We start from the raw sequence: 14035 nt of genomic DNA on the forward strand, positions 1-14035 counted from the left end.
TTAACGCCCCAATGTTTGATCATTGTCATGATCGTTTCTACGTGCGACTTCTAAATCTATATGCTTATCAAGGTCACTCAAAAATTGAGATGTCGTATTTTTCTCAAGCTTTACTTGGTCTAAGTAGTTTTTAGTATTGAGATTCAAACCATCTTGGAGCGCTTCTAAGCGTAGGCCAGTTTTATCAAAATCAGCTTCAAGGATCTGATTCACTTCTTTGATTTTTTCCATGTCTTGCTGTTCTAGACGGTGTAACTTCACATCCTCATGAATCGCAGCGATATAGTGATCGGTTAAGATCTCTTGCTTTAAGTGCTGAAGCGCAATTTCCACGTTTCCTGTTTCGGCAATCACGGCGTTGAAGCTGTCAAAGATTTGACCTGTTTCAGCCGAGTTTCTAAATTCAACAATACGAGGCTCAACACTATTAAGGTTTACAAACTTGGCATCACCATACGCAGTAGGTAGTACTAGATGATCATCCATACATTCAAAAAGTTGCTTATATTCAGCATTCATAAGATTTGATGCTGCTTGAAGCTTTAAATCTTGTTGTAACGTGTCTAGGCGTTGGTTGAGATGTAGAAAGCTTTGAACATACATCTCGTTTTGAGAGTTTTCAGGCGCAACAACGGTTGAGGCCATACCTTTAACAACATTTTTCAGTTGCGTATTTTGAATCTGATCAGCAATTTGATTAAGCGCGTTAATGTGATCGGCTTTCACAAGGTTATTGTTTTTCAGTTGTTCAATAAATTGATTTTGTTCAATCACTTTTTCACTTTCCTTTTCGCTGAATAACGAATCTTTAATTTGTTGTTTCACCTGGTCCAAGTTAGAGAAGAGGTGAAGTACTTCTTGTTCATTGCTGTTATTGACTGCATTTAGCAATGTAACAAACACATCATGGCTGATTAGTTGTTGCTGATTATTTTCCGCATTCTGAAATTCAGCAATTTGACTACGGCTAATGACTTCAACACCAACATCATTGATATAGCTTGCGCCAATCGGGGAGAGTTGATTATCTGGAGCTTTTACGGCGTAGTACTCGCCTGATTTGCCATCATCTTTGGCGCATAGACCAATATATGTATTGCCATCTTGCGTAATGATTTTTGAACCGATGCTATTGAGTGCTGCAGAGGGTTGTAACGTACTCAAAGTTTGAATCAATTCTTTTTCGCGATTTTGATGAATTGCATTACTTACTGCCTGGTAAACTTCAGGATCTAAATAAGTCACCTGATTGGCAGATTCTTCATTGAGCGCCGTGACAGTATTCCACTCTAAAATATCTTTACGCGGTATCGTTGTAATACCGGCATTAATAATATCTTCCGTGGTAATTTGACGATCAAGGTTAGTAATGGCCACGGCGTTGTATTCGGGTGCAATTGATTTATGACCTTCCGAATCTGAAGTCAGTACCACGAATTGACCGTAATCCGTTTTCACCATGGCACCTACAACACTGAGCTTGCCTTCCAAAATCATTTTTGAAAGTTCAAGTTCACGTTCGGCAGATCTGGCATAAGTATTAGTCTGTTCTGCAGTATTGTTGATGGTATCGGCTTTGAGCTTGTCTAAATATTCACTTGAAAATTTACCAAGCGCATTTAACTCGTCTATCGGCTCGACAGACTCCAGCTCATACAGTGGAACGGTAGAGGATTCATTCACGATGTCTTTAAGATAAAGCACATCTTGTTCAGTGATATTTTCGAGATCTTCAATCACCGAAAGAGGCACAACGATCGCACGTTTATCCAGATTATCGGAAGCTATATCCAAAACAACCATATTGGTTTGGGTTGTTTCATCTTCATAAACCATACCGACAAACTGTTCAATTTCAGCATAAGAAACATTGTTGTGACGGTCTTTAAAGAATGCTTCTAAGTCAGAATCATGATCAACATAAATACTGTCATAAGGGTTCATTGGTTTACCGTCATTGTTTTGGTCTTGGCTTTGCGGTGCTGATTGAGTTGCCGACTGTTCTGCAGTATTGCCTTTAAACTTACCCAAAAGGTTTGAAAGTTTAGATTTGACTTTCTTTACTTGATCCGAAATTATTTGACCTGATTGATAGGCACGTTGAATAAACTGATCTTTGTATGAAGCTTTGGCTTCTTCAGTCATTTGTTCTGGATCTTGCCCTAATGGATATTCGGCACCAAGGAACATACGTGCTTGTTCTAAGTACTGAGAACAAATGGGTTCAAAAAAGCGACCTTCAAACTCATGGATCTTTTCAGACTTAATGCCTTCATGCAGTTCTTCAATTGAGAGAAACGTTACTTTGTCTTCAATCGCTTCTAAATAGAACGGCGTAATCGGGGTAGGTGCATCGCTACCTTCCACTTGAGGCGGTAAATCTGCTTCTTTAACTAGTTTGATAAATGGGGTAGAGGATTCAACACCTTCGACAGAATCCTTACCGACTACATCAATCACGATGTATTGTTCACCGTCAATGGCATAGACTTTACCGACATTTAGATCGAATTCTTCTAAGGTAACGCCGTCACGGTCTTTATTCAGTTGAGTGGTATATGGATCGTTTAAAAGAGGCAACATTTGCTCTTTAGAGATCGGTTTTAAAATATCGGCATTCTTACCAAGTTCAGTCAATTTTGATTTATCGGCTGTATTGGCAAGCTGTTCGGGTTGTTGTGCGTCTGGATGGTTACTTTTAACGGTAACATCAGGATTGATTGGTTTATCCCAAATGTTTTTCAGGTTATCAAGGCTTTTGTTCTTGTTGAACATGGCCATAATCGCTGCAATGATCAACTTGATTGTTTTCTTAACCAGTTCAATCATGACTGCAATCATTTTTGCACTGAGCGCAGCGAGTTCATCAGCGACCGTTCGTGGATGGCCGTGGCTATTTTCACGCGCTAAAGGAGGACGTTCGTTACCTTCCTCATTTCGCATATCCTTAAAGCTTTTAGAGGCAACGCTACTTGCAGCCAAACTTGCTTTGTCTTGTGGACCACCAGCAATGTTTAATGTGCTCTTTGGTGTACCTTTTGGTGCATTCGGATCAGCTGATTCAACATCTTCCTTTACTGTCTCTTTAGTCTTCTGATTTTCTTTATGTTCTTTCAAAAGTAGAGCAGCTTGTAACTGGTCGCTATGTTCACGGGTTTCTAATAACTGAATTACTTCCTTGGTTAACGTGTCCGTATTGAATTCAAGATAGTGAATCTCAAGTTGTTCAAGTCGAGCAGCTGTATGGTCGCTATTCACACGCCATTGATCCATGACGATAGATTTTGGCACTAAGCCAAGTTCTTCAGCTTCAATCCCACGAATTAAGCAAAAGTCACGCACTTGGCGCATCAATGCGTTAATTTGGTTTTTATCGGTTAATTCACCTGAAAAATAGGTATTCGGTGCACCCGTAACTTCGTTGTAGATCTGCTGTTTTGCTTCACGCACGACTTGGTTTTGGTTAATCAGGCCTTCAATCGCGAATTGACGATTACTCAGGAAGTTGAGGGCATTTTCTTTAGTTGCACCCTTCAGGCTTAAACCATAGTAGGGCTGAGTGATAAAAGATTTTGTCTCAAAGTTAAAGAGGGTTTTTTCAGCCACTTGAACGGCTTCAAATGGATTCTCTTCTTTGGAAAGGAGGAAATCAGGATCATTGTCTGATAGGAATAATTTAGAGTCTGCAGTTGTATATACACGGTCTTCAACTTGCAATGAACTGTTATTTTCAGCAATATTGCCTAATCCTTGGTCCAGTGCGTTTTTAGTCTGGATTTTATTCAGATCCGCAATAAACTTAAGATCATCATCATTCTGCAGATCAAGCCCGATGTCTGCAAAGAATTCTAATTGACTGGCTGGATCTCTTTGCTCAAGTGCATCAAATACTTTACCAATCAGAACAGGATCAAGTTCAGCTAAATCATTGACAGTGACAGCGGAAAGATCAAACGTGTTTTCAGGAATGATGGACTGTTCATTCTCGTAGTTCGGGTAGCTACTACGCTCATAATCACCTTCGTCAAAAAACATCGGTTCATCATCGTTCAACCGAGTATCTTCAAGAGGGGGAGCGTAATCATAATCTGGGTGCCCAGGAGGTACAGAGTTACCGCCCATAGGCTGATCATATTGATACCCATCATCTTGCATGACTGGCGGTTCTTCCATTAATGGAGGTTCAGATAGGGGATCATTGCTATATGGTTCAGACTGGTATTGTTGCGATTGATCTTGTGCAACATTGTTTTGTTGTGGCGTAGGCTGGATGGATTGAAATTTCACGCCGTCCAAACTTAAATCATCCCACTGTTCCAGGCCCTCATTGAAAGTTAATGATTGGCCGTCTTGCAGTTGATCAAGTGTTTGCTCGTCAAAATTATCTTGTTTAGGGCTTTGGTCCATATTTGATCCTTATGACAGGTGGCCTTTCTGATTTTAAGAGTCCTTTTTAGAATCTGTATCAACATTCCAAATAAAGTCTTCTTTAAAGTCAGAATTAAAACCAGTTGTGATGTCTAATTCACTGTCAAAATCCACTAAATCTGAGTTATTAGAAGATTCCTCTAAGGGATTAGAGTTGCACATAAAATACCTGTATTTGTTTTTTAAAACGTCAATGTGATCGTCACAGATATGATACATGGTATATACGAACTAGACCACACGTAATTGTTATTCACGTATGGTCTGGTATATACCTTTTAAGGGAGGGTTTTAGAAAGATAATTGCTGGATTTCTTGATCGTTATCTAGGGTTTTACCCTCAGGTAACTCAGCCTTATAAGCTGGCTCTTCTGGAGGATTAAGCATAAGGTTAATTTCATTTAAAAAGTAACCATTACCATCAGGAAGTTTAGATTTTAAATCCAAAAAGGCAGCTTCAATTTTGGTTGTACTGTCCAGCTCGTCAACAAAGCGTTCAACATCCTTGAGATCAAGCGCAAATCTAAACTCATTACGGCCTGGCTCAGTAAAGTGGATGTTCAACGATTCATCTGTTTTACCGCCTTTAGGATCATGGAATACGTTGGTATTCGACATAAAACGATTGAACTGTTTTGCAACAGATTTCACCGTCACATTAAAGCAGTCTGAACCGTTGTAGTAGAACTCAATACTTGCTTTCTTGTACGGGAAATTAACCTTAGTACCCACATAGTTATTGCGGTTGAAATCAATGTTTACAGGCAATTGATTAAAGAAGTTCGCAATCTCTTTAACTTGCTTAAACGTCACTTGGTTTTCAAGAGAGCTTTCAAACAAGTCAGTTGGTGTATTTGATGGCAATAATAACGCACGGTTACGCATACCATCAGCATCGGTAAATATAACGGTTGAATGTCGTAGATCTAGTGAGCTGACAATCTTATGTGCCTTGAACATATTGCCCGTTAAGGTAATCGCTTGTCGTGTGACATCACCAGACGGCGCTTTCTCAAAATAGGTACGCGTATAACGGGAATAATTGTTTTGTTCAGTAAATAAGTTCACCAAGGGTTGACGATCCTCAACATGACGTCTATTCACATCAGCATAAGAATAAAATTCAGGATTGAAGCGTTTTAGGATAATACGTCCTTTTTCACTCACTGGAGCTACCCAATCCAAGTCTTGCTTGGCATTTTGCATGGTGTAATTGATCAGTGGAACTTTAAACGACTTCTTATCACCAGGGTAAACCAAATCAAGCTTAACCGCATTCGGTGTGATTGCACCTACACGTAACGGCGGTAGGTCTAGACGTAGCAAAGCACCTGTTTTGTGATCTGGCGTCACTTCATCATCAAAAAGACTAGGTTTTGAGATAAGGAACAATAACCCATGCGCTGAATGACCTTCTTTTTCGTTCCTTTCCATAGAACGAGCCAAGAATTTTAGATCCTGAACAATTCGATACATGCGATCAAAGTTAGAGGTCAAAATAGGATCATTGGCTAGATAAACCGCTTCAGCTACTTTTTCAAAGGCATCTGCAGAGTGATCATCAGGTTTACGAAATTGAATATCATCAATGTGTTTTACATTGGCTTCAACAACACCGAAATGATCAAATACTTCGTGTCGATAATCACGAATTACTTCACCACGCATTTGCCCACTTTTGAAAAATAACTTTTGCTTAGCAAAGCCTTCATATTTTTGGTACATCAATGCCTCAAAGTTATAGGCATAGTGTAGTAGTCCGTGTACCGTTTCATTGATGTTTTCATTGATACGTTTAAATTGACGCACCAGATAATCATCACTTTCTTTGAACATGAGTTTTAGGTTGTCAGCACGTAATGGCTCAACATGTTCAATGTATTGCAGACCTTCAAAACGCACAGGTAGATCAAAGGTATTGATCTTGGCTGCTTCTGTTTCTGAAGTCACGGTAAAGAAGTTGTCCTTCACTTCAAACTCACGGACTTTTTTAGCTTTCCAGTCTAAAAAGTTGGTCTTGAGTGGGTTACGACCCAACAAGTCTAATTCACGGATCTTATCGTTATAGTCAACAACCAAGTCTTGATAAACCTGTTCTTGCTGACTAATCGGCATCAAAATCAGTTTAGATAGCAACTGGTTCACATGATAGTTTTGCGCCGTGCGATACGATGGTCCTTTTTCATCATCCGAAATATCAATATCAAGTGTGTTCGCCAAGTTCACGTTATTTTTCAAATAGTCCAACGATACCCGGTTGCCAATGTAGTTGAGCATGTCAGGATAATCGTTTTCGTTAAACTTGGTTTCTGAGTTGGCAGAGACGTTCGCTGATAGGGTAGACAGTTTACGCATCATCATTAAGTGCATACGTGTTTCTGCTGGAATACCCGAATCTACTGTCGTCATAATCGGATGTGATTCTTCACCACGGCGACCCACACGACCGATCATCTGAATCGTATCGGTAGAGTTCTCAGGTTTTTGCAAGAAAAACAACTCACGTTGGCGCAAGTGATCCGATGGAATTGTAGGATCAGGGTTTTTGGCTGCATGTAGAGAAATACCCGTACAACCAGAGCGAGTCACAATAACAACATCGATTTCACCAGATTGGAATTTTGATTGAACCAAAATCTTACCTTGTGTCGTATTGTTCTCTTGTTTATTAACCTTCCATTTGCCGTCTCTTGTTTCCGTTAAGTGGATCTGACGGCCAGAGATTTCATCAATCTTGAAGCCAGCTTTTGTCACCTTGTTACGTAGTACGTCCAAAGGCATCAAAGGTAGATCAGGGAACTTTTGAATCTTTTCTTTGATACGATCCAAAATGATTTTATACGGACTTACCACTGGATCGCCGTTTTCATTAAATGTCACTTCCGTACTGAGCTTCTTAACGAACGAGTTACCGTAGTTATCTTCAGCTTTCACCACATCGATGCGATCTAACATCACTTCAAGCAAGTCACGGAATTGTGGGAGTTCATCTAAAACAGAAATTTGACTTTGCAGATAGCTACCGCGCTTATCTTCAAGCTTAGTCAATTCCTTTTGAATATTTTTCGCTGCTTTTTCATCGCCAGCGTCACGGTTTTCTTTGATCATGAGTTTTTGAAGCTCATTTTCAAGAAATTCAATTTCTGACGATACCGACTTGAAGTTATTAAACGCTTTTTCTTTTTCAGGCGAATCCGCGGTAACGTCTTGCGCCGTATCTGCTTTTAAAATCGCTTCCATGCGACTTTGCATCAAAATGTTGAATAGACTCTCACCCGTATTTTCCAAACCAATCACGGGCTTTCTACCCTCATGTAATGCCTGAATCACAGCATCACTTGTAGAGTCAGTTTTCAATGCCAATAGGAATTGCTTTTGAATCTGGTACATTCGAGATCCAAAGTTCATCACACTCAAACTTAAACGGTTTTTCGGATCGTCTGAATCCTGATGAAAGTCTAAATTGGCAACAGCATCATCATCATTGGCAATGTTTTCTAGCGCATCGAGGCGAATATCTTTAGAAAATTTCACCATGTCCGTCAAGATGTCAGAAAGAACATCTGAGTAATTGTGAAATTTCTTAATTTCCTCTTCAGTTGGCACAAAGGTTTGAATGGTAATGTGCGAGAGATCTTGCTCTCTACGAATCATGGCAGAGCTGTCTACCAAACCTTCAGAAATAAACTCCAAAATTGGACCATCTGCATTATCGATAACCTTTTGTAAGTCATTACGAGATACGGATCGAGGGAACAATTTATGGAAGAATTCAAGATTTTCAGGTTTCTTAATTGCCGATGCAGACTGGAAATTAATTAGATTGGTCTGATCAATAACATCTAAGAAAAATTGACTTGTAGCTGATTTCAAGGATGCTGCACGGTGCGTTTCATCCATCACCAAAACAGTGTCTTGATTAATAAAACGAGTCAATAACGCACGTTTCCGGTTTGGTCGGTTAAATTGGCTATACGTTGCCAATACCAAGTCATGTTGCGCTGGAATATCTTCAATTTCCTTAGGCAGATCTTGGCCAGTGAATAAAACCTCTTCAGTACCAAAGCGGTTAATCACAGCATCCGAGTTAAAGATAAACGGATCTTTAAAGAACTTGTCACTGTCTGTAGCAACAATATCACGCCAAATGTCGTTCAAGAGTTGCGTTGTATCTGTAAGGAAAACAGGGGGCTTTCCTCTTAACGCACTATATCGTAAACACGCAGCTGCAATACGACCTTTACCTAAACCCGTCTGGTCGCCAATAAGCACAGGTAAGTTTTGGTCAAAACGTAAAATGATATGGGCAACCGCATCGACCTGTTCACATGCAAAAGCGGACTTTAGTGCATCAAAATTGTCATATTGCAATTTCTTAGCGACATAGGCATCAACAAGAGTAGGGTAGTTACCATTATCGACTTCAGCTTGGAAATTGATACCCCCAAAACCTAATACATTTTGGATGTGTGTAGTCAATTGAGCATTTGCCTGATTAATCGCTTTAATCTGGTTTTTAGCCACTAAAGCAATTGGCTCAGATGCCATAGACATCGGTATATACTTAACTTGGTATATATTTTCCGGAGTTGGTTCTGTTGTGTTTTCAGCATTAGGAACAGGAACAATCGGCTGTAAATTTGATTGGTCAGATTCAACAGTCGGTTCTTCTTTTTGCTCAGTACCGATCGCTAATTCAGAATTTAACTTAGCAATCTCTTCAGCAGTTAAACCCGGTTCCTGTTTTACTTGCTCTACCGCTGGTTCTTCAGCTGGTGTTTGTTCAGGTGTTTCACCCTCATTGGTCACCGTGGTATCACCTACTTGAAGATTAACGTCATCGTCAAGGTCTTCATCCTGATTTTGGTTCTCGTGCGGATTCTTTACCTCAGGCACGAAATCATTGTCATTTTCATTTTCATTTTCAAACGTTGGTGTAGCTTCAGTTGGTGTAGGTACATCATCATCTGAACTGGTTGTTTGCGTACTAACTTCAACGGTTCCGAAGTCAAAAGAAACTTTATTCGGTTTTGATTTAGGTTTACGACCAAACATCGGTTTTGGTTTGACAGCTTCCTCTTGATTAATCTCTTCTTCTTTAGCGACCACGACTTCATCAAACATAGTGACTGCAGACGTAGGCGTTACACTTGATGCAATATCTTCAAGTGGCGAAACAGGCTGTTCATCACCTAGACTGGCAAACAAATCGTCATTTTCTTTTTCAACAGGCTTAACCTCAACAACAGGTTCAACCACTGGTGCTTGTTGTGCTTGTTGCTCAACTGGAGTCGGAGTAGTTGGCTTGAAGTATAGATCCTTATTCGGATTCAAACGATTATAGATTACGTTATTAGCCCATCCCCAAAGTTCGTCATAGTCCGTAATGACTTTCAACTTATCTGGTACCACAGAAGATTGGTAAGTTTGTAGTAACGCTTGTTCGTTTTTACGATTGCCTACCACTAACATACGAACATTTTGATTAGCGCCGTTTCGTGCATATGCATTGCCGTGGATTTCTACAACCGCCTCAACTTCATAATGCTTATAGAGATAATTAAGTAAATTCTTTGATTTACGCTCAACCGTACCATCTGAAATCTGTTTATCTGAGCCAATAATGAAAACTGAACGCCCTTGATCGTTTCGTGCGTTTAGTGATTTAACCAGAATGGCATGGTCCAATTTATCCGTACTGAACCAGACGTTTTCTGATGGATCTACCAATAATGGGTTTGGATCTACGCCGTTACGCTGTTGAACCAAAATTGGTGCAACACGTTCTAGTTTATCCATAGCACCAAAAGGAGGGTTGGCAATCACATAGTCAACTTTTTGCTTAAACGTTTGCTCAAAATCAATTTGTGTAGCATCTGCAGTAACAACCGTGCATTCATAATTTTGAGTCAGTGCTTTTGTACGTTCAGCACGTTTGGGATCTAACTCAACCGCATAGACAGAAGCATTACGCTCTTGGGTTAATAAACCGATTAAAGATCCATTACCCACAGTTGGCTCGAGCACGGAAAAGTTTTGTTTTGTTCGGTTATCACCCTCAATCAATAAGCGCTGAGCCACAAGTGACATCGGGATTGGAGTCGAATATTGCTGTAACATACGAATCGTATTGTTTCGCATGGTCTTAGTCGGCATGCGATTGTATAACGCTAAACTCGTTTTAAATGAGCTCTCAGTAAAATCAAGCTCACCTAACTTTTCGACCATCACTGTTTCAAGCGCTTCTTCTGCAGTATGGATCTGTTTATCTGTTACCTTGGATACATCAACGTCAGCATTTTTGGCTTGCGTGATTAGAGCTAAAAACTTTAAAAAGTCCTGGTGATTATGGCTCTTTGTTTCATGTTCTAATTGATAGATATAGCCTCTTAAGCATTCTTTTAAATCTTTTTGCTTGGTCGCACGTAAGTACAGACTAGACGGCTGATCATTAGGACCTTCAGGTATTTGCGTACCTTGGGCATTCACGTAAAAACGGTTATGAGCTGAAGCATAGATTTTGTTGCCATCAGAGTTATAACCGAGTGGAGTTGCACTATTCAACGCAACGTTCAATCGTTGTGGCACCAATGTTTTTGCTTGGGCATTGAATAAATCATGCAATTCTTGGCGAGTCGCAAGCACACTACGGATAAATTCTTTTGGAATACCCAAAACTTCATGAAACAGTCTTGGTTTGATCGTTTCATTCAAATTGTATTGATACAAGTGACCGTCAAAGTGAGGATAAGCCTCAAACTTCATCGGTGTAAAACCAATGTTATTCAAATTTTCTTTAGATAGTTTTTTTTGAACGTCCAATAAAAGTAATTGGCTATCCGTCTGGCCAACACGCCGTACATCGAGATATACACCAGCTTGTGATAAGTCGATCCATTTAATTTTTTCGTTTAAATCATGAGTAGTCATAGCGAACCTGAAGAAGAATTATTTTATTTGATTAAAAAGTCATGTCGTTATAGACATCAGAAGTCGCAGCCTTTTCTTGGCTTTTCTTAACATCCATTTCTGGCTGTCTGACTTTCATCATTAACTCTTGCGGATCAGGTAAAAGATCGTGGTTGAAGTTCTTAGATAACGGACTATCGATTGAAGCTTTATGTTGCTGTACATGCTCTACCGTAATTTCTGAAAAGTTCAACGCATTCATACGGGTTTGAGTAAGTTCAACAGGCTCGATAAACGAGACAAAACAATTATTCGAGTTCCGTTGGTGTGGTTGAATAACAATAAACGCTTCAGCAAATTGCTGTTTTGCATGCGTCAATTTATTCATGGTCTGACGATCAACTTGACTTAAAAATTGAGGATTTAAGTCGTGCGGTTTTGGATTGCCGTAGTCATCGGTAAATTGATTCACTAGGGGAGGTGCACCAACACCACGAACACCCTCACCAGTACGTAAATCTATTTCTGGATCTACCTTGCGAAAACCAGCGTGAGGCGTTTTATTGTTGAAAAATTTCTTTAAGAACGTGTCTTTGTAAAGCGCACCTAGTTGTAGTTGTTGGCCATGATAAACCTCAGGCAGTAATTTTTGACTCACCAAGCCAGCGTAAAGACGTTTTAAATTTTGATTTTTTTCTTTGTCTACATCTTCATTGTAGAACACTTTAATTTGTCGATCGCCAAGTAATGCAAACAGGGCAATACGGGCCTGGTCCATAACATAAACGTTCTGAGCCTGTTTATCGAACTGGTCTTTTTCATACTGGTTGGATGGTACAAAATTTGGATCAAATGTTGCGGTGTGAAAGTCATTGCCGTTCAAAATATCTTTGATACTTTCAATCGGATCTTTAGCAACCCGATAAGACTTTTTAGTTTTATCAATACCGCCACGTTGCATCAACGGATCTGGCTTAGCGAATTGCTTAACACTTTCACGATCAGCACTGTCATAGGTTGGAATCAATGGGATTGTAGTTAATACAGAACCAGACTCATAGCGCACAACAATTTTTGAAAATGGAATGCGCTCAGGTTGGTTGTCAGTACTATTCGATAAAGATTTAACAAGAAGCTGTAAATTATTTTTAATAATAGCGTTATGAAGTGCTGGAGAATTAATTTTTAAATTGGGCACTTGCATATGTGCTGCATCTTCAATGATTTGAGCTTTAACAAAGAAATCGCCGTTTTTTTGTTGATGCACATTGATAGAAGTGACTGCTTTAATTAATTGCGAATTCGGGTTGTTACTCATTACGTTGCACCACTGAGCAACATAAGTTTTATAACCGTCAAGAGATTCGTTGGGTGAGTCAACACATTTGTCAAAACAGATAATTCGACCACGGTTAGCACCGCGATTATGTGTGTCTAATGAAGTACGTTGGTTACGTCCAGAATCAAATTTTGCGTGGACTTCATCTACTGAAACATTCTCAGTATGATGCTTGTTGAGTTTATTAATGATCTTCGTGAATTCTTCAGATGAACTCATTCGTATGCGAACTGGTTCATTGGTAGACATATCAAAGCCGTATGCATACTGCTCGTCTTGTTCATCATGTTTGTAAAATTGATCTACAGTCATGACGATACGTTTAATCGTATTATCACTTTTACTCATTTCTTAAATTCCACGCTTTATATTTTTGATTGCTGGTCATTGACTCAAGCTATTTATAAAATACTACAAAACCTCATTGGTATATACTAAGGAGGCAAATAAAAAATTAAAAAATATATTAAAAAGTTTAAGAGTAAATTTTTAAAAAGAAATTTATGTTTATTATCTTTCTAATTAAGGGAAGTTAATTAGGGGCTTTTTTTATGCTTATTTTTCATGACATTACAGGATTAGGACGGAAAAACACAAATGGTACGAGCGAAAATCAAATTCATTTGAGCGCAAATTGAATTTGATTTTTTAGAAAAAAAGGCGTTTTTAGCTGATTTTTGACGTTTTTATCCACTTTGCAGTTAAATTCTATCCACAAATTAAGTTCTTGTATATTAAAATGTATTTAAAAATATGAGTAAAATATTGTTCATTTTTTAGCTTTTTGCAATATTGGAAATTTGCAAACTAGCAAGTATTGTAAGTCACTGTTTATAATAAAATTAAATAGAATAAAAAAATACTTCCAGCGCAAATTAAATTCATTTGAGCGCAAATTAAATTCAAAATCCTGCGGATAACTTTTCCAATTTCATGAGAGCCTTGATAATAAAGACTTTCAGATTTTATGAGGAATAGCCCTTATATACGACCCAACGATCGCTATTTAGCTCGTTTTACGACAAATCAATAACTTACGCCATTAGGACGGAAGAAAGTTTACAACTGGATGTAACAAAGTTTCGCTGAGTTCTTACTATAACAGAAAATCAATGAGTTACGCCATTAGGACGGAAGAAAGTTTACAACCCATTTATAAAAAACTTTCGCTCATATTTTGGCACCAATATAAATCAATAACTTACATCATTAGGACGGAAGAAAGTTTACATCCACTTATAAAAAATTTTCGCTCGAAATTTGCCAGCACTATAAATCAATAACTTACATCATTAGGACGGAAGAAAGTTTACACCCCATTTATAAAAAACTTTCGCTCGTATTTTGGCACCACTATAA

3 protein-coding genes are annotated in these 14035 nt (G+C 38.8%); all 3 read right to left on the reverse strand.

All coding sequences use genetic code 11. The features are described 5' to 3' along the window. The 3 genes from C9E89_RS10325 to C9E89_RS10335 all read right to left on the reverse strand — a co-directional run bounded on the left by C9E89_RS10325 (nucleotide 1) and on the right by C9E89_RS10335 (nucleotide 13024). Nucleotides 1–4407, reverse strand: coding sequence for a hypothetical protein (locus tag C9E89_RS10325; RefSeq protein ID WP_107008184.1), 4407 nt, complete (start codon nucleotides 4405–4407; stop codon nucleotides 1–3). Nucleotides 4408–4719: 312 nt separating this feature from the next. Continuing rightward, nucleotides 4720–11358 carry a strawberry notch C-terminal domain-containing protein gene (locus C9E89_RS10330; protein ID WP_107008185.1) on the reverse strand — a complete coding sequence of 2213 codons (6639 nt, stop codon included), beginning with the start codon at nucleotides 11356–11358 and terminating at the stop codon, nucleotides 4720–4722. A 31-nt stretch (nucleotides 11359–11389) separates the two neighbouring features. Then, nucleotides 11390–13024: a hypothetical protein gene (locus C9E89_RS10335; RefSeq protein ID WP_107008186.1), complete on the reverse strand. Its 1635-nt coding sequence runs from the start codon at nucleotides 13022–13024 to the stop codon at nucleotides 11390–11392. Nucleotides 13025–14035: the final 1011 nt, after the last annotated feature.

This window comes from Acinetobacter sichuanensis (genome assembly GCF_003024515.2).
Taxonomy (GTDB): Bacteria; Pseudomonadota; Gammaproteobacteria; order Pseudomonadales; family Moraxellaceae; genus Acinetobacter; species Acinetobacter sichuanensis.

Excerpts from the sequence above, each read along its gene's own strand:
- C9E89_RS10325 (WP_107008184.1), bottom strand. The coding sequence starts at position 4,407 with ATGGACCAAAGCCCTAAACAAGATAATTTTGACGAGCAAACACTTGAT.
- C9E89_RS10330 (WP_107008185.1), bottom strand. The coding sequence starts at position 11,358 with ATGACTACTCATGATTTAAACGAAAAAATTAAATGGATCGACTTATCA.
- C9E89_RS10335 (WP_107008186.1), bottom strand. The coding sequence starts at position 13,024 with ATGAGTAAAAGTGATAATACGATTAAACGTATCGTCATGACTGTAGAT.